Source organism: Peptoclostridium sp. AF21-18 (assembly GCF_003478825.1).
Classification (GTDB): Bacteria; Bacillota; Clostridia; order Peptostreptococcales; family Peptostreptococcaceae; genus Peptacetobacter.
The window spans coordinates 14287-33535 of sequence record NZ_QUGE01000001.1 but is presented as its reverse complement, the minus strand read 5'-3'; the positions used below and the strand labels follow the sequence as shown (position 1 = coordinate 33535).

The following is a 19249-nucleotide window of genomic DNA, read 5'->3' as shown; positions in this document are numbered from 1 at the left end:
TATGAATAAAAATTCAAAAATGTGGAAGAAAAATTGTATATATGTTAAAATAATAAATTGTGAAATATCTAAGTCATTTGAGGAAAGAGGTGATACCAAAATGGCTGAAAAAAAGAAAAGAGTAGTAGTAAAAAATACTACAGGTAAAAAATCATTAAAAGCTACAGATGAGAGAAAAAAGCTTGAAGCAAAAAAGAAGGCTTTGAAAAATTCTGATGATATAAAAAAGAATATGAACAACAGAAAAAAGAAGAGAGTTTCTCAGAAAAAGAGAAAACAGAAGAAAAAACAAAGAATAGTAGCGAGTATTTTAGGGGTATTCTTATTAATTACTGTATTTATTATGGCATTTAACTTTACATATATATACAATGGTAAAATTGCTAGAAATATATATATAGAAGGAATTGATGTTGCTGGAAAAAGACCTAATGATGTAAAGGAAATGCTAAACGAAAAATATAAAGTGGATAATATAAAATTTGAGTACAATGGAAAAGAATATGAGATAGCTCCAGATACTGTAGGGCTAAAATACAATATAGATCAGATTGTAGATGAGGCTTATGGATATACTAGAGATGGAAGTTATTACAAAGATTTATATAACTATTTTTCATTAAAGAACAAAAGTTTGAAAAAGAATATAGAAGTTGTTTACGATGAAGCTAAGATGAAAGCAGAAATAGAGAAAATAGCGAAGAAATTGGATAAAGAACCTAAGGATGCTACTATAAAAATAGATGGCAGCATAAAAACTACTAAATCTACAGATGGTATAAAGCTAAATATTTCTAAAACACTTTCTAATTTAACAGAGAGCATAGACAATAAAAAGAAAGAAACAATACCTTTGGTAATGGAAAAAAATGAGGCTAAGGTAAAAACATCAGATGTTGAATCAGTTAATACAAAGTTAGCTGAGTATACTACATCTTTTGAAAAGTCTAATAACCAGAGATCACATAACGTAGAAAAATCTGCAAAGGTAACTAGTGATATACTTCTAATGCCAGGACAGGTATTCTCTTATAACTCATATACTGGAAAGACAAACTCTAAGAATGGATATCAAGAAGCACCTGTAATAATAAATGGTAAGTTAGAACAGTCTGCTGGAGGTGGTGTTTGTCAGACGTCATCTACAATATTTAACACAGCATTATTATCAGGTATGGATATTGTAAGTGTTACTAACCATTCTTCATCTTTAACATATGTTCCACTTGGAAGAGATGCTACTGTAAATGATGAGGGGCTTGATTTTAAATTTAAAAATACTTTTGACCATCCAGTATATATAAAGAATACTGTTCAAAATAAACAGCTTACTTGTACAATATACGGAAACTCTGGTGATAAAAAGAATATAAATATAAATGTTGAAAATAAAGCTAAAGCAGATGAAAAAGATGCGACTGAATTTAAAACATATAGAATATACAGAGATTCTAATGGAAAAGAAATTAAAAAAGAATATATTTCTGGTGGCGTATATAGAAAAATGAAAAAATAAATCAAAAAGATGTCTTGAAAATTCGAGACATCTTTTTTTGTTTTGAAAAATAGTTATCAGATAAATTTAATTGATTAGTGTATAGAGTCATTTAATTTGATATAATAAAAGATAAGATAAATAATAAAAAGAAAAAATTATAATAATTTTATAGTAGGTGGGGTTTTAATGATACAAAATAGATACGCAGTCGATTTTGATGGCGTGATGGAGGAGAACAGATTATATGTTGCGAGAGATTTGAGCACAGATGAAAGAGTGCTTATAAAAATATTCTCTCATAATAAACATATCAGCGCTGATTTTATACAAAATTTTATAGATGTTTCTACTGTAATAAATGATATCGGCTCTAAGTATATATTAAGAATAAAAGATGTAGGTGAGCATTATGAGGATTATAAGGGATATTACTTCATAGCCTATGAATATATAGAGGGAGTAGAGCTTTCAGAGCTTATAAAAGGAAACTATCTACATCCAGAAGCTATGATAAATATCTCTATAGAGATTTTAAAGGCATTGGAAAGTGTTAATCTAATACATAAGGGAGTGTATAGTGATGGGATGCACAATATAAACTATCACGGTTCTTTAAAAATGCAGGATATTATAGTAGATAAGGATTATAATATCAAAATAGCAGATTTTGGTATAACAGCAGCCAATAGAGGGAAAAACATAAGGGCTAAAGGGAATTATCAATATATGTCGCCTCATCAGCTTTGTATAGATTATACGGATTATGAAAGCGATTTATTTGCATTTGGAATTATACTTTATGAAATGATATTTAAAAAGAGACCTTTTGGAATAGCTTTTGGTGAAAATGATATGTTAAAAAGGATAGATAGAGGTCCTGATTATAGTAATCTTACTGTGATTAAAGAGTATGAAGAACTTGTTAAGATAGATAAAAGGCTATTGAGCAGAAAAAATAAGTACCAAAACTTTAATGAAGTTATAATGGCTATGACAGGAATTATGTATCGTACGGCAGAAATAAAAATAAATCCTCCTGAAGAGGAATTAAATGCAATAGATAAAAAGCTTATGCAAACTCAAAAATTAGAAATCGAAAAAATAGAAAAAGAAACTAAAAATAAAAAGAGTTCGTTATTTAAAAAAGCTATTGTAATTGCGCTTGTTTCAATGTTTGTACTAGGTTTAGTTGTACATTATATTTAACACTGTCAAGTTTATAGAAAAAATGAAAAAACATATTGAAATCATAAAATTACTATGTTATAATCTTATAGGTGAAAAAATGAATAATCACACACAGAATTGCGATCCTTAAAAGGTGCCCAAAGGGTTTTTTAGGGAGATGAACAATCTGGAGGAAGAAAAAACCAAGGAGGACAAAAAATGTCAGTAATATCAATGAAACAGTTATTAGAAGCTGGTGTACATTTCGGACATCAGACAAGAAGATGGAACCCTAAAATGGGGAAATATATATTCACAGAAAGAAATGGAATATATATAATAGACCTACAGAAAACAGTTAAAAAAGTAGAAGAAGCTTACAAATTCGTTAAAGAAGTAGCTGAAACTGGAAAACCAATATTATTCGTAGGTACTAAAAAACAGGCTCAGGAAGCTATAAAAGAAGAAGCTGAAAGATGCGGAATGTTCTACGTTAACGAAAGATGGTTAGGTGGTATGTTAACTAACTACAAAACTATAAAAACTAGAATAAACAAATTAAGAGAATTAGAAAGAATGGAAGAAGACGGTACTTTCGACGTACTTCCTAAAAAAGAAGTTATAAAATTAAGAGCTGAAAAAGAAAAACTAGAAAAGAACTTAGGTGGAATAAAAGAAATGCCTGAATTACCAGGTGCTATGTTCGTAGTTGACCCAAGAAAAGAAAATATAGCTATACAGGAAGCTCACAGATTAGGTATACCAGTTGTTGGTATAGTTGATACTAACTGCGATCCAGAAGAATTAGACTTCCCAATACCAGGAAATGACGACGCTATAAGAGCCGTTAAATTAATAACTGGTGCTATGGCTACTGCTGTTATAGAAGGAAGACAGGGTGCTGAAGAAGAAATAGAAGAAGCTGAAGAAGTAGAAGTATCAGAAGAAAACTAATATTAAAAATTGAATGGTAAGGGATTCCCTTACCATTTATAATATTAAAAGAAATAATATTTGTACATTTAGGAGGAACACAAAATGGCTATAACTGCTGCAATGGTAAAAGAGTTAAGAGAAGCTACAGGTGCAGGTATGATGGACTGCAAAAAAGCTTTAACAGAAACTGATGGAAATATGGAAAAAGCTGTAGACGTATTAAGAGAAAAAGGTCTAGCTAAAGCTGCTAAAAAAGCTGATAGAATAGCTGCTGAAGGGCTTGTTGCTATAGAAATGAACGAAGACAATACAGTTGCTTCTGTTGTAGAAGTAAACTCAGAAACTGACTTCGTTGCTAAAAACGAAGATTTCAAAGATTTCGTAAAATTAGTATCTAAAATGGCTTTAAATACAGAAAAAACTACAGTTGAAGAATTATTAACTGAAGAAGCTGAAGAAGGAAACGACTTACAGACTGTATTAAACAACAAAGTTGCTAAAATAGGTGAAAAACTTGACTTCAGAAGATTCGCTAAAGTATCTACTAACGGACAGGTAGCTGGATACATCCACGGAGCTGGTAAAATAGCAGTTTTAGTTGAAATGGAAACTGAAGGAAGAGATGAAAGAATACTTACATTAGGTAAAGACGTAGCTATGCAGGTTGCAGCTATGAACCCTAAATACGTTTCAAGAGATGATGTTGATGCTGAATACATAGCTCACGAAACAGAAGTATTAACTCAGCAGGCATTAAACGAAGGAAAACCTGCTAACATAGTTGAAAAAATGGTTAAAGGTAGACTAGAAAAAGAACTTAAAGAAGTTTGCTTATTAGAACAGCCTTTCGTTAAAGATCCAGACTTCACTGTTAAAAAATTAGTTGAAGCAGTAGCTAAAGAAGTTGGAACTGAAATAAAAGTTGTAAACGTTGTTAGATTCGAAGTTGGAGAAGGTATAGAAAAGAAAGAAGAAAACTTTGCTGAAGAAGTTGCAAAACAGATGCAGTAATTTTTAAATAGTTGACTAAGAAGAGAGCACGTCAGTGTTCTCTTTTTTAAAAATAACAATTTTTACAAAGTAAAATTTTAGGGGGCGGATTGAAAATGGATAAACCAGTTTACAAAAGAGTATTATTAAAATTAAGTGGAGAAGCACTAGCAGGAGAACAGAAACGTGGAATAAACAACGATATAGTTAACCAGATAGCTATTGCTATAAAAGAAATCAACGAACTAGGTGTAGAAGTTGCCGTTGTTGTTGGTGGTGGAAACTTCTGGAGAGGTAGAACTAGTGACGGAATGGACAGAACTACAGCTGACTATATAGGAATGCTTGCCACTGTAATGAATGCTATGGCACTTCAGGATGCTCTTGAAAACATAGATGTTGCAACAAGAGTTCAGACTGGTATAGAAATGAGACAGGTTGCAGAACCTTATATAAGAAGAAGAGCTGTTAGACACCTTGAAAAAGGTAGAGTTGTAATATTTGGTGCGGGAACAGGAAACCCTTACTTCTCAACAGATACAGCAGCAGCACTTAGAGCTCTTGAAATGGAAGCAGAAGTTATACTTCTAGCTAAAAATGTAGATGCTGTATATGACAAAGATCCAAAAGTATATCCAGATGCTCAGAAATTTGAAAAATTAAGCTACATGGAAGTTATACAGAAAGAATTAAAAGTAATGGATTCAACAGCTACATCTTTATGTAAAGATAATAATATACCTATAAAAGTTTTCGAATTATCAACAGAAAACATAATAAACGCTGTAAAAGGTGCTAGTATAGGTACAACTGTAGAATAATATTTAAATACATATATAAAAATAATTTAGAAAATGATAGAATAGAATTAAATAAATTAACTAAAACTTTTTTTTATGCAAGGGAGGCGCAATTATGAGACTTGAAGTACATGAACAGTTAGAACAGAAAATGGATGCTACTATCGATGCTTTAAAATTTGAATTCGGAACAATAAGAGCAGGTAGAGCAAATGCAGCAATGCTTGACAAAGTAAGAGTAGACTACTACGGAACATTAACTCCAATAAACCAGATGGCAGCTATATCAGTTCCAGAACCAAGAACTCTTATGATAACTCCATGGGATAAATCATCTATGCACGAAATAGAAAAAGCTATAGCTAACTCAGATGTAGGATTAACTCCTTCAAATGATGGTTCTGTAATAAGATTATCAGTTCCAGCATTAACTGAAGAAAGAAGAAAAGAATTAGCTAAAAAAGCTCACAAAGCATCAGAAGATTTCAAAGTTAGAATAAGAAACGAAAGAAGAGACGCTAACGATAAACTTAAAAAAATCGAAAAAGATGGAGAAATAACAGAAGACGAATTAAAGAAAGCAACTGAAGAAGTTCAGAAAATAACTGACAAATACATAAAAGAAATAGATTCACTATACGCTAAAAAAGAAAAAGACATAATGGAGGTATAATATTGAATAAATATTATAATCTATTAGGATTGAGTGTGGAAGAAGTCGAAAAATATTTCGACGAAAAGAATATAAAACACCACACAATCTACATTGAAGGCGGAAAAGATAAGGAAAGACTTACTAATCCAAGAGCAATAAAAATATCTGAAATAGCTGATAGTGTAGAAATAACAGCGACATACTTCTCTGACTCCTTATTATAAGGAGTCAGAATTAATATGGAGGGAAATTATGAACAATCTAAAATACGATATAGATTTAGAGAATATGCCTACCCACATCGCTATAATTATGGATGGTAACGGAAGATGGGCTAAATCAAGATTTCTTCCAAGAACTGCTGGCCATAAAGCCGGAGTAGAGACAATTAGAAAAGTAGTTAAAGAAGCTGACAGATTAGGAATACAGTATTTAACTTTATACGCTTTTTCAACTGAGAATTGGAAAAGACCTAAATTAGAAGTGGATGCTCTTATGAACCTACTTGTCACTTATCTAAGAAATGAAATAGATGAACTTCATAAAAATAATGTCAAACTAACAGCAGTAGGTGATTTTGAAAAATTACCAGAAGCATGTGTAAAGGAACTACACTCTGCTATGGATAAGACAAAAGATAATACAGGAGTACATCTAAATCTTGCTCTTAATTATGGAGGAAGAAACGATATAAGAGAAGCAGTAGTGGAAATAGCTAAAGAATATAAAGAAGGAAAAATAAGTTTAGAAGATATAACTGAAGAAAGAATTAAAAAACATCTAAGCACTGGTGAAATACCAGATCCTGATCTTGTTATAAGAACTAGTGGAGAGCAGAGATTAAGTAATTTCTTACTTTGGGATATAGCTTATTCAGAATTTTATTATACTGACATACACTGGCCTGATTTTGATGGTGAAGAGCTTGAAAAAGCTATTTACGCATATCAGAAAAGGGACAGAAGATTTGGTGGAGTAAAATAAAAAATGAAAACTAGAATAATATCAGGACTTATACTTCTACCTTTATTACTATTAATAGTATATGGAGGGATACCTCTTTATATTGCAGAATTTGTAGTTGTAGGAATTGCACTACATGAATTCTATAAAGCTTTTGAAGCTAAAGAAATTGAACCAGTATTTATAGTTGGGTATATATTTGCTGCTTATTTAGCAATAAAAAATATTTTTAACCTTCCACTTATGTACACTTATGCGATGATATTTGGTTTATTCCTAGTATGTATAGTGTATATGTTAAAAGGTAAGAAAAATATAATAGATGTTTCAATTACATTTTCTGGGATATTCTACGTAGCAATATTCTTTGACTTTGTAGTATTGACTAAGAATGGATTTGGAAAAGGTGATATATATGTATGGTTGATATTTATAATATCATTCTGTACAGATGTATTTGCTTACTTTACAGGATACTTCTTTGGAAAACACAAGCTTATACCTTTAGTAAGTCCTAAAAAGACTATAGAAGGAAGTATAGGAGGTATTCTAGGAAGTACAGTTGGATGTATGATTTTAGGACATTTCTTTGGGATGCAAATGGTTCATATGGTTGTAATAGGGCTTGTTGGTAGTATAATAGCCCAGTTTGGTGATCTTTTTGCATCATCTATAAAGAGATATGTCGGTATAAAAGATTACGGAAAACTTATACCAGGTCATGGGGGAATACTAGATAGATTTGATAGTGTTATCCTTGTTGCACCATTTGTGTACAATGTAATAAAATTATTTGGAATATAATAGATACGAGGTTACTGTGTATTTTTCAGTAGCCTCTTTTTTATGTCTACTTTATAAGTCCTATGCTTGGTATGGCGGCTCTGCTGCAAATATTGAAAACATTAATAAGTATCTTACTAAATAGATAAAATAAAAGACAGCTGTTACAAACAATTTTGTAGTGGTTGTTTTTTTATTGGTACTAACAAAAAATAATTAGTTATAAAATAGTATAAATGATTAAAAATTATTTACTAAAAAAATACAAAACATAAAAAAATAGGTAAAATCTAATTTAAAATGGTATAATATTTTGAAGAGACTATAAAAATCTTCAAATTTAGTAAAGCAAAAGTAAAGGTAAATATTATAGTATAAAATAGAGTTATTGTAAAAATAGATTGGAAAGGAGATATTATTTTGAAAAAAATATCTATATTAGGATCAACAGGTTCGATAGGAACACAGACACTAGACGTAATAAGAAAGAACCCAAGCGATTTTGAGGCAGTTGCAATATCAGCAAATAGCAATGTAAAAATGATACTTGAACAGATAGAAGAATTTAAACCAAAATACGCTGTAATGTATGAAGAATCAAAGGCAGAAGAGTTAAAAAGTTTACTTCCAGAAGAATGTGAAACAGAGGTATTATCTGGAATGGAAGGACTTAAAAAAATATCTTCACTAGATGAAATAGACGTTGTACTTACTGCTGTTGTAGGTATGATAGGACTTGTTCCGACAATGTGTGCTATAGAAAGCAAAAAAGACATAGCACTTGCAAATAAGGAAACTCTAGTAACTGCTGGAGAATTAGTTATGAAGGCAGCAAAAGAAAATGGAGTAAAAATACTTCCTGTGGATAGCGAACACAGTGCAGTATTCCAGAGTTTAAATGGAGAAAACAAAAGAGATGTGGAAAAAATAATATTAACTGCATCTGGAGGACCATTTAGAGGTAAGAAAAAAGAAGATTTAATAAATATAACTAAAAATGAAGCTCTAAAACATCCTAACTGGGATATGGGTAGAAAGATAAGTATAGACTCATCTACGTTAATGAATAAAGGACTTGAGGTTATAGAAGCTAAATGGTTATTTGGAGTAGAATCTGAGGATATAGACGTTGTAGTTCATCCACAGAGTATCGTTCATTCAATGGTACAGTATAGAGATAGCTCTGTAATAGCTCAGCTAGGTTGCCCAGATATGAGACTTCCTATTCAGTATGCACTTACTTATCCAGATAGAATGGAAACTGATTTTGAAAGACTAGACTTTAGAAAAGCATCGCAGCTTACATTTGAAGAACCGGATTTAGAAACATTCCCATGCTTAAAACTTGCATATGAATGTTTAAAAGCTGGTGGAACATATTGTGCTGTGTTAAATGCAGCTAATGAAATAGTTGTAAATGAATTTTTAGAAGATAGAATAGGGTTCTACGATATACCTAAATACATAAAAATGGCACTTGATGCACATGAAAGTATAGAAAATGCTACTCTTGAACAGATATTAAAAATAGACCTAGATACAAGAGAATATGTAAAAGGTTTAATAAAAAATAATTAGAAATAAATTAAGTTAGAAAATATAAAGGGGGAAATCTATGAGTATTTTAAAAATATTTTTTATAGTATTGTTATTCAGCTTTATGGTACTATTCCACGAATTAGGGCATTTTATATTTGCTAAAAGAAGTGGAATAGGTATTTTAGAGTTTGCAGTTGGTATGGGGCCAAAAATTTGGAGCACTAAAAAAGGTGAAACAGAGTATTCTATAAGACTTATACCAATAGGTGGATTTGTAGCTATGGCAGGAGAAGACGGAGCAGAAAATGATCCAGAAGAAACTAATATGGATTCATTTGGAGATAAAACAATATGGCAGAGAGTTCAGACTATAGCAGCAGGGCCTATATTCAACATAATACTTACAGTAATACTTTTAGCTGGGGTATTTACATATATGGGAACTCCTCAGACAGAGCTTGCAAATGTTGTTAAAGGAACTCCAGCTTATGAAGCAGGTATAGAGCCAGGCGATAAAGTAGTTGAAATAGGCGGAATGGAAATAAAAAATTGGGCAGATGTTTCAGCTGCTGTAGATAAATCAGGAAATAAGAAAACAGAAATAGTAGTAGACAGAGATGGAAAAGAAAAAACATTTGAAATAACTCCAGAAAAATCAAAGGACAATGGATATATACTTGGTATAGAAGCTAAGATGAGTAGAAATCCTTTTACAGCTATTAAAAATGCCGTAGTATCTACTTGGCAGATGAGTGTTCAGATGGTTACATTTGTAGTTCAGTTATTTACAGGAAACCTTCCTATGAAATTGACTGATGCTGTTGGTGGACCAGTTGCGGTTGTTTCTGTGGTAAATGAAGCAAGCAAGGTAGGAGTTTTAAATCTTATATACGTAATAGCTGTATTAAGCTTAAACTTAGGTATACTAAACCTTGTTCCATTCCCGGCATTAGACGGATTTAGATTATTAATGCTTCTTATAGAATTCTTGAGAGGTGGTAAAAAACTAGATCCAGAAAAAGAAGGATTTGTGAATATGATAGGATTTGCTGCACTAATGGCATTTATAGTGTTTATCACTTACAATGATATTTTAAAACTGATTAGATAGATATAATTTATATAGAATAAATATTTAGATAATATAAATTAGGAGGGATAATTTTGAGTTATCAGAGAAAGAAAACAAGAGTAGTTACTTGTGGAAATGTAAAAATTGGTGGAGATAATCCAATATCAGTCCAGTCTATGGCAAATACTGATACTAGAGATGCAAAAGCCACAATAGCACAGATAAAGAGATTAGAAGAAGCTGGTTGTGAATTAGTAAGGGTTGCTGTTCCTGATATGGAAGCTGCCGAAAAAATAGCAGAAATAAAAGCAGGGATAAATATTCCGTTAATAGCCGATATTCACTTTGACTACAGACTTGCACTTAAAGCTATAGAACAGGGAATTGATGGAGTTAGAATAAACCCAGGAAATATAGGCGATAAGGAAAGAGTTAGAGAAGTTGTCGAAGCTTGTAAGGCAAATAATATAGGAATAAGAATCGGTGTAAACGGAGGTTCTCTTGAAAAACATCTTTTAGAAAAATACGGTGAACCTTGTGCAGAAGCTATGGTTGAAAGTGCAATGGGACATATAAAAATTCTTGAAGATTTAGATTTCCACGATATAGTTATATCACTTAAAAACTCAGATATATTCAGAACTGTTGAAGCTTATGAACTTATGTCTGAAAAGGTCGATTACCCACTACACATAGGTATAACTGAGTCTGGAAGTATTAAAAGAGGAACTATAAAATCTTCAATAGGTGTCGGAAGTCTTTTAATGAAAGGCATAGGAGATACTATGAGAATTTCACTTACAGGAGATCCTGTTGAAGAGGTGAAAGTAGGTAAGGATATACTTAGAAGTCTTGGACTTTTAAACGATAAGATAAAAATAATTTCTTGCCCAACTTGTGGTAGAACTCAGATAGATTTGATTGATATGGTTAATGAAGCTGAGGAAAGAATAGGAAATCTTGATAAGGACATAACTGTTGCTATAATGGGTTGTGTTGTAAATGGTCCTGGAGAAGCTAGAGAAGCTGATATTGGAATCGCTGGTGGAAAAGGAGAAGGACTGTTATTTAAAAAAGGTGAGATAATAAGAAAAATACCTGCTGAAAATTTAATAGATGAGTTAGTTAAAGAGATAGAAACTTTATAAAAATGAGAGACTGTTGCAAATTTTGTGACAGTCTTTTTCTTTTGGGGATTAAGCTCGCAAATAATTTCCCCTCCAGGCTTCAGCGACTCGCAATTTTATGTAACACATTTATCAGTTGCGAGTCGCTTGCAGATTGTCGGTGGAAATTTATTTGCGAGCTTAATCAAAAAGTAAGTAAACTTGGAAAAAGTTTGCAATAGACTACTTTTATAAATGTTTCTATTTTGAGGGGGACAGAATAATTGAGATATAATGCAAACTTTGAATGAATTTTTATTAATATGACTTTATTAATTTTAAAATATATTATTTGCTAAGAGATAGAATTTTAATTGAATTATTTTAAAAGTATGTTGATAGAGATTTTAGTTTTGGTTATACTGTTAAAAAGTATTTTATGGAGGTAGGTTATGGTTATTAGAGAGATTAAAGGTTTGGAAAATGGTTATTTTGAGAATATTGAAGGTACTTCTGAGTGGTATTATTCTCATGTTTCAAGTAAGTCTTTTTGTGATTTATATGAGGCCGAGGAGATTGTTAATGATGGATATACTTTTGTTGGTATGGGTTGTGCACTTATTCATTATCCAGATGGTAAAGTATTTAAGCCTTTTGAAATTAAAGAGAATATTTATGTAGAAAAGCCAGTTTTTTTAAATGGGAAGATTTATTTCTTAGAAGTTGATTTTGATAAAAAAGTTATGAGAGTGATTTATATAGACAGTGAAGAATTGATAAGTAGTAATTTTGAAGATGGCAAAGAAAGTAATGAAGATAAATTTTGTAATATAAGTATTGAAGATATAAAGCATGTTGAAGCTGAGATTAGTTTATCAGAGGTAGAGGATTGCTATAATTTAATGCTTAAAATTAGTCCTATGATGATTACAAGAGCGGGAAATGATGGATATTTTGAAATAATTTATCCTGAAAAGAAAAGATATAATATTGATGTTAGAGAAGGATTTGATTTTAGAAATGGAGATGATATGTACTTTGCTAGTTGGGATGAAAATCCTGAATATGAAGATTTTATAGTTGTTAGGGATTATGAGAGTGGAGAAGTTAAGAGTGTAGAAAAAGGAAGTATTTTTAGAATGCCAAACGGAGAAATGTGGAAGATATAAATAAATTTTTCATCTCAACGCAATGAAGTAAATGAAATAAAATAACAGGAAACTAGAAAAATAACTCATATAGGAATAAAAAATAGGGATAAGGTTATAATTGCTAATCCAGCGCCAATCTACAGACGATTTCATCACTAGATTCGAACGGAGTTCGAACTAGAAGAAAGAAATCGTCGAAGCCTGAAGCGGATAGCAGTTATACCTTATCTCTTTTAGTCTCTATATATTTTTATTCGTTTCCTGTTTTTATTTCATTTTCTTCATAAGTAATCCAGTCTGAGAAGCTTCCAGGATATATTTTATGTGGTACGTCAAACTGTTTTAATGCTAAACCGTTAACACAAGCAGCTATACCAGAACCACAAGATAAAATTATCTCTTTATCAGTATTTATTAAATCTTTAAAATGTTCTTTTAAGAATTCAGCATCTTTGTATGAACCATTTTCAAAATTATCATTTAAAATATCTTTAAAGAAGTAGTTTTTAGCACTTGGAATATGACCCGCTTTAGAATATGCAGGTTCAACTATTCCCTGATATCTCTCATTTGAACGAGAGTCTATTATTATAGTATTTGGATCGTACAATCTTTCTTTAACGTATTCCATATCTACCATTGTATTTTTATCTAAGTTTAAAGTTATTTTCTTGTCTGTATGATTAGCTTCTGGTATTTTAGACTCTAATTTACCACCAGCATGTACAAATGCAGGAAGACCACCATCTAAAACATCTACATTTTTAATTCCCATATACATAAGCTGATACATAAGTTTTGAAGGTCCGTTTAAATCACCTTCATCGTAAGTAACTATGTATGTATCGTTGTCTATACCCATTTTTTCTAACTTAGCAGCAAGTTCTTCTGGGTTTGCAAGTGGGTTAAAACCACCATGTTCTGTTATTGGAGCAGATAAATCTTTATCTACATCTAAGATATACGCTCCTTTGATATGTCCCATTTTATATGCTCTAGCTCCGTATCCTCTGTCAATAAGGTCAAATCTACAGTCTATAAGTACCATATCTTCGTTATTTTCTAATTTTTTTATTAAATCAGTTGCTGATATTAAGTTTTTCAAAAAAATCGCCTCCGTATTATATCTACAATTATTGCAGAATAACATATTATATAGGTGTTAAAAAATTCACCGTATACTTTAATATTAGTACAAAAGAAATAACTAGTAAATATATATAAAAACAAAAAAATAAAATTTTTTGAAAAATATTGACATATAGGGAAGTATAGTATATATTTTAGTTGAGGAGTTAGTTACTCAACTAACTAACCAATAAACTAGAAATTAATTTCAACCAAATAAATAGTTATTTGAGAAAGGAGGAGCGTATGAAATTTGTTTTGAATAGCGAAGAACCTATATTTATACAGATAGCTAGGGCAATAGAGGATGAAATACTCATAGATGGAATAGGAGAAAATGAGCAAGTACCATCTACAACCGAGATTTCAAAGACGTATGAAATAAATCCAGCTACAGTACTAAAAGGAATGAATATATTGGTAGAACAAGAAATACTATATAAAAAAAGAGGTAGAGGAATGTTTGTGGCAGAAGGAGCAAAAGAAATAATAATAAAGGCGAGAAAAGAAAAATTTATAAATGAATCGCTAGTATCTTTTTTAGAAGAAGCTAAAAAATTAGGGATAAGTAGAGAAGAATTAGTAGACATAATTAGAAAAGAGTAAGATATATAGAATAATGAGATGAATAGAATAACAAAAGATACAAGATAAAAAAATTGTAAACAATATAAATGAAAAGGAGGAATTATCATGAGTGCAACTCTTAAAATACAAGGATTGAGTAAAAAATTTGGAAAACAAGTAGTATTAGATAATATAAATTTAGAATTAGAGCCAGGACATATATACGGAATACTTGGTAGAAATGGTACAGGTAAAACAACTCTTTGCAATATAATAACAGACAAACTATTTGCAGATACGGGAGAGATTACATTAGACGGAGAAAAAATAGCAAAAAATCCAGAGCAGCTAAAAAGAATATGCCATGTAAAAGAAGCCGATGTTTTTTCTACAGATACTAAGGTCAAAAGCATATTCAAAACATATAGCTATTTCTTTGAAAACTACGATAAAGAAACTGAAGAAAGATTAGTTAAAAGATTTGGCATAAATACTAAAAAAGCATACGGAAAGCTTTCAAGAGGACAAAAATCAGCTGTAACAGTTACAGCAGCGCTTGCATCAAATGCCGAAATAACAATACTTGATGAACCAACAACAGGATTAGATGTAGCTAATAGAAAAATATTCTATGAAGAGTTGATGGAAAAATATTCAGAAGATATGGGTACATACATCATAATAACTCACCAAGTTGGAGAAATAGAAAGAATAATAGAAAAGTTAATAATAATCGGCGGAAATAAAATTGCAATAGATACAGATGTAGATAATTTCAAAAGTAAATCAAACTTATTATCTGGAAAAGATGAAGATTTAAAGAAATTATCATTTTATGGAGAGTCAAAGGAATTTAAAAAGTTTGGATCTACAAAGACAATTTTCTACTATGGAAATATATCAGGTGATGATTTAGAAACAATAAAAGAAAAGGGAATAGAAGTTGGGAAGGCAGAATTTGAAGATGCATTCGTAACAATTACGAAAGAGGTGAATTAAGATGACAGCATTAAAACCTTACTTAAATTATTTGAAGATAAACATGAAGACATACTTCGTAGTAGTAACAACTGTAATGTTATTAATACTAGGAATTGGATTTGTTATGAGCTATATATACTTAGACTCAGTGCAGGGTGGAGCTGCTACAAAAGCCGGTGGAATGTCGTTCAGCTCTATGTATAGTAGCATGTCTGGAGTGGCTATGGTATATGGAATATTACTTTCGACAGTAGAATTTAGCACAATGATGAATATGAGAGCGGATAGAAAATCTATAATAATTGCATCAACAATATCTTTAATAGAATTTACAATTATTAGTATGATTATATTCTCAATACTTCTAATAGGAGCTGAGAACCTAATGCAAGCAATAAGTCCAATTCCACTAGTGTATAAAAGATTGGATATTATGGAGTATTTAGGATTGATAATAATTCAGTCTTCTGCAGGTCTTGTTTTAGGAGCATTATTCTACAGATTTGGCGGAATAAAAATGATGATAGGAATTACTGTACTAGCATCAATAATAGTACTATTTGGTGTAAGTCCAAGTAGTTTTATACAGGCACTAGGGTATAAAATATTATACTATATTGAAATTGCTTTAGAAAACTATGAAGTTATATTAACTGTTATATTTACTCTATTAATGTATACTATTTACTGGTTAATTATGAGAAAAGCACCTATAAAAGAATACTCTAAAAAGAATTTACTAAGAATAGATGAATAGTATTTAAAAATTATAGTTCATTTTGTAAACTTATGAAACGGTTTGAAGTTTTAAATTTATCAAAGCTTTAAACCGTTTTTATTTTTTGTGTTAACAAGTACAGAATACAATACAGAATGTTAAAAATATATTGAAATTAGGCTATGACAAGGTTTTAACACCTTTTAAAATGTAAAAATATTCAGAAAAATATTTTTGTACGACAGAGAATCAAAAAACTTTTTTATGATAATTTAATATAATGATAAAAAAATATAATAATAAAATAGAAAGAAAAATAAAAAATTAACGAAAATAAATACTGAGTTATCACATAAAAATGCCTAGATTTCAATTGTTTTATGGAATTTTCAGAAAAAAATAAATCAAAAGTGTGCAATATAGATTGTTAAAAAAACGTATAAATACATATAAAAAAATAAATATCTAAAAAATTGACAAGATATAATTACTATCATTATGAACAAAAATATAGTATAATTAAAAATAAGAACTAGAAGATTTATAATTCATAAAATTTTACGAATTTTATGAAAAGGTATAAATTTTACTCTTTTAATAAAGATAGGAGAATGTGATATGAGTTTTAGAATAGTAAAAAAAGAACGCTTAACAGACAAGATTTTTGCAATGGAAATTGAAGCTCCTAGAGTTGCTAAGGCAGCAAACCCTGGTCAGTTTATAATCATCAAAATAGATGAGAAGGGTGAACGTGTTCCTCTAACAATAGCTGACTATGATAAAGAAAAGGGTACAGTTAAAATAGTGCTACAGACTGTTGGGGCATCAACAATAAAACTTGCCGAGATTGAGGAAAACGATTTTGTCAATGACTTTGTTGGTCCTTTAGGAAATCCAAGTGAATTTATATATGAAGATATAGAAGAACTTAAAAAAGAAAATATCATATTCGTGGCCGGTGGTGTAGGAGCAGCTCCAGTTTATCCACAGGTTAAATGGTTAAAAGAACATGGTATAGACTGTGATGTTATCATAGGTGCTAGATCTAAAGACCTTATAATATTAGAAGATGAAATGAAAAAAATAGCTAGAGATGTTTATGTGTCTACTGATGATGGCTCTTATGGATTTAACGGAAGAGTTACAGATTGTTTAAAAGACTTAATAGATAATAAAGGTAAAAAATACACTAGAGCAATAGTTATCGGCCCAATGATAATGATGAAATTTATGTGTATGCTTACTAAAGAACTTAATATACCGACTACAGTTAGTTTAAATACTATAATGGTTGATGGTACAGGTATGTGTGGTGCATGTCGTGTTACTGTTGGCGATGAAGTTAAATTTGCTTGTTGTGACGGACCAGAATTTGACGGACATCTTGTAGATTTCGACGAAGCTATGAGAAGACAGACAATGTTCAAAACTCCTGAAGGTAGAGCTATACTAAAAATGGAAGAAGGAGATACTCACAGCAATGGTAGTTGTGGATGTCAGGAAGATAAGAAAAAATCAATAAGAGTTCCAGTAAGAGAACAGGATCCAAAAGAAAGAGCTAAAAACTTTGAAGAAGTTTGTTTAGGATATAATAAAGAAGAAGCTATGAGAGAAGCTGAAAGATGTCTAAACTGTAAGAATCCTAGATGTGTTAAAGGATGTCCAGTAAAAATAAACATACCAGCATTTATCTCTAAAGTTAAAGAAGGAGATATAGAAGGTGCTGCAAAAGTAATATCTATATCAAGTTCACTTCCATCTGTTTGTGGTCGTGTATGTCCACAGGAAAGCCAGTGTGAAGGTCAGTGTGTAGTAGGTATAAAAAATGACCCATTAGCAATAGGAAAACTAGAAAGATTTGTTGGTGACTGGGCGAGAGAAAATGGAGTTAGCTTTGGTGTAGAAGAAGAAGCTAATGGAATAAAAGTTGCTGTAGTAGGTAGTGGACCTTCAGGTCTTGCTTGTGCTGGTGACTTAGCTAAAAAAGGATACGATGTTACAATATTCGAAGCGTTCCATGAAGCTGGTGGAGTTTTAACTTATGGAATACCAGAATTCAGACTTCCAAAACAGAAAGTTGTTCAGTCAGAAATAAACAACATCAAAAAACTAGGTGTTAAAATAGAAACTAACGTTGTTATAGGTAGAACTATAACAGTAGATGAATTAATAGAAAATGAAGGCTTTGAAGCTATATTTATAGGTTCAGGAGCAGGACTTCCAACATTTATGGGAATACCAGGAGAAAATGCTAACGGTGTTCTTTCTGCAAATGAATACTTAACAAGAGTAAACTTAATGAAAGCTTACGATGATTCTTACGACACTCCTATAAATATAGGTAAGAAAGCGGCTATAGTTGGTGGAGGAAACGTTGCAATGGACGCAGCTAGAACTGCACTTAGACTAGGATCAGAAGCTTCTATAGTATATAGAAGAAGTGATAAAGAGCTTCCAGCAAGAGCAGAAGAAGTACACCATGCTAAAGAAGAGGGAATAATCTTCCATACATTAACTAATCCAAAAGAAATATTAGTAAATGAAGATGGTTCTATAAGAGGTATGGTATGCGTTAAGATGGAATTAGGTGAACCTGATGAATCAGGAAGAAGAAGACCTATAGAAATACCAGGTTCTGAATTTGAAATGGAAGCAGATACAGTTATAATGGCTCTTGGAACAAGACCAAATCCATTAATATCTTCAACAACTAAAGGACTAGATGTAAACAGAAAGAAATGTATAGTAGTTAATGAAAATGAACAGACTTCTAAAGAAGGTGTATATGCAGGTGGGGATGCAGTAACAGGTGCTGCAACAGTAATATCTGCTATGGGTGCTGGAAAAACAGCAGCAGCTTCTATAGATAAATACTTAAAAGAAAAACATGCAAATAAATAATATATAAAGTAAAATATTAGATATTAAAAATTATACAAAAAAATTATTAATTTAGAATAAAAATACAGTGATTAGTTTTTTATAATCACTGTATTTTTTTTATAAAAAGTAGTTGACAGCTTTAAAAATATGCACAAAAAGACTATAATAATAGTTAAGTTATAGTTTTAATAAATTTTGCACGCGCAAAAAAATTTAATTTGTAAAAAATTAAAAAAATAAGGACAAAAATTGTTACAAAATCTTTACAATTTTTTAAATTTAAGGTAAGCTAAACTTAGGGATATATGGTTA

18 protein-coding genes are annotated in these 19249 nt (G+C 30.8%); 17 read left to right on the top strand and 1 reads right to left on the bottom strand.

Going from position 1 to position 19249, the window contains the following annotated elements; translation table 11 throughout:
- Positions 1–100 precede the first annotated feature (100 nt).
- From DWX74_RS00155 to DWX74_RS00095, 13 genes are all read left to right on the top strand, one after another.
- On the top strand, positions 101–1516 hold the full coding sequence (locus DWX74_RS00155) for a VanW family protein (RefSeq protein ID WP_158573202.1): 1416 nt from the start codon (positions 101–103) through the stop codon (positions 1514–1516).
- 168 nt (positions 1517–1684) lie between these two features.
- Positions 1685–2704: a protein kinase domain-containing protein gene (locus DWX74_RS00150; RefSeq protein ID WP_118548005.1), complete on the top strand. Its 1020-nt coding sequence runs from the start codon at positions 1685–1687 to the stop codon at positions 2702–2704.
- Positions 2705–2884: 180 nt separating this feature from the next.
- The gene (rpsB, locus tag DWX74_RS00145) at positions 2885–3619 is read left to right on the top strand and encodes a 30S ribosomal protein S2 (RefSeq protein WP_040410441.1); all 735 of its coding nucleotides are present in this window, start codon (positions 2885–2887) and stop codon (positions 3617–3619) included.
- 84 nt (positions 3620–3703) lie between these two features.
- Positions 3704–4612, top strand: coding sequence for a translation elongation factor Ts (gene tsf, locus DWX74_RS00140; RefSeq protein ID WP_118548003.1), 909 nt, complete (start codon positions 3704–3706; stop codon positions 4610–4612).
- Between the two features lie 95 nt (positions 4613–4707).
- A complete protein-coding gene (gene pyrH / locus DWX74_RS00135) occupies positions 4708–5412 on the top strand; it encodes a UMP kinase (RefSeq protein ID WP_118548001.1) in 705 nt (234 codons plus the stop codon).
- 94 nt (positions 5413–5506) lie between these two features.
- Positions 5507–6064, top strand: a complete 558-nt coding sequence (gene frr / locus DWX74_RS00130; protein ID WP_118547999.1) for a ribosome recycling factor — start codon at positions 5507–5509, stop codon at positions 6062–6064.
- Between the two features lie 2 nt (positions 6065–6066).
- Complete coding sequence (locus tag DWX74_RS00125) at positions 6067–6270, top strand: hypothetical protein (RefSeq protein WP_118547997.1); 204 nt, start codon at positions 6067–6069, stop codon at positions 6268–6270.
- A 28-nt stretch (positions 6271–6298) separates the two neighbouring features.
- Positions 6299–7030: an isoprenyl transferase gene (locus DWX74_RS00120; RefSeq protein ID WP_118547995.1), complete on the top strand. Its 732-nt coding sequence runs from the start codon at positions 6299–6301 to the stop codon at positions 7028–7030.
- Between the two features lie 3 nt (positions 7031–7033).
- The gene (locus DWX74_RS00115; protein ID WP_118547993.1) at positions 7034–7813 is read left to right on the top strand and encodes a phosphatidate cytidylyltransferase; all 780 of its coding nucleotides are present in this window, start codon (positions 7034–7036) and stop codon (positions 7811–7813) included.
- Between the two features lie 399 nt (positions 7814–8212).
- Positions 8213–9370 (top strand): 1-deoxy-D-xylulose-5-phosphate reductoisomerase, encoded by a 1158-nt coding sequence (locus DWX74_RS00110; protein WP_118547991.1) that lies wholly within the window; start codon positions 8213–8215, stop codon positions 9368–9370.
- Between the two features lie 37 nt (positions 9371–9407).
- Positions 9408–10442, top strand: a complete 1035-nt coding sequence (gene rseP, locus DWX74_RS00105; RefSeq protein ID WP_118547989.1) for an RIP metalloprotease RseP — start codon at positions 9408–9410, stop codon at positions 10440–10442.
- Positions 10443–10495: 53 nt separating this feature from the next.
- Positions 10496–11551 carry a flavodoxin-dependent (E)-4-hydroxy-3-methylbut-2-enyl-diphosphate synthase gene (ispG, locus tag DWX74_RS00100; protein WP_118547987.1) on the top strand — a complete coding sequence of 352 codons (1056 nt, stop codon included), beginning with the start codon at positions 10496–10498 and terminating at the stop codon, positions 11549–11551.
- 410 nt (positions 11552–11961) lie between these two features.
- The gene (locus DWX74_RS00095; protein ID WP_118547985.1) at positions 11962–12678 is read left to right on the top strand and encodes a hypothetical protein; all 717 of its coding nucleotides are present in this window, start codon (positions 11962–11964) and stop codon (positions 12676–12678) included.
- 232 nt (positions 12679–12910) lie between these two features.
- On the opposite strand, the gene DWX74_RS00090 is transcribed toward DWX74_RS00095, so the two are convergent.
- Positions 12911–13765, bottom strand: coding sequence for a sulfurtransferase (locus DWX74_RS00090; protein WP_118547983.1), 855 nt, complete (start codon positions 13763–13765; stop codon positions 12911–12913).
- Between the two features lie 269 nt (positions 13766–14034).
- Here DWX74_RS00090 and DWX74_RS00085 point away from each other — a divergent pair, with 269 nt between their 5' ends.
- The 4 genes from DWX74_RS00085 (at position 14035) to DWX74_RS00070 (ending at position 18955) form a co-directional block, all read left to right on the top strand.
- The gene (locus DWX74_RS00085; protein ID WP_118547981.1) at positions 14035–14394 is read left to right on the top strand and encodes a GntR family transcriptional regulator; all 360 of its coding nucleotides are present in this window, start codon (positions 14035–14037) and stop codon (positions 14392–14394) included.
- A gap of 87 nt (positions 14395–14481) precedes the next feature.
- Positions 14482–15354: an ATP-binding cassette domain-containing protein gene (locus DWX74_RS00080; RefSeq protein ID WP_118547979.1), complete on the top strand. Its 873-nt coding sequence runs from the start codon at positions 14482–14484 to the stop codon at positions 15352–15354.
- A 1-nt stretch (position 15355) separates the two neighbouring features.
- The gene (locus DWX74_RS00075; RefSeq protein WP_118547977.1) at positions 15356–16093 is read left to right on the top strand and encodes a hypothetical protein; all 738 of its coding nucleotides are present in this window, start codon (positions 15356–15358) and stop codon (positions 16091–16093) included.
- A 579-nt stretch (positions 16094–16672) separates the two neighbouring features.
- Positions 16673–18955 (top strand): bifunctional dihydroorotate dehydrogenase B NAD binding subunit/NADPH-dependent glutamate synthase, encoded by a 2283-nt coding sequence (locus tag DWX74_RS00070; protein ID WP_118547975.1) that lies wholly within the window; start codon positions 16673–16675, stop codon positions 18953–18955.
- Positions 18956–19249: the final 294 nt, after the last annotated feature.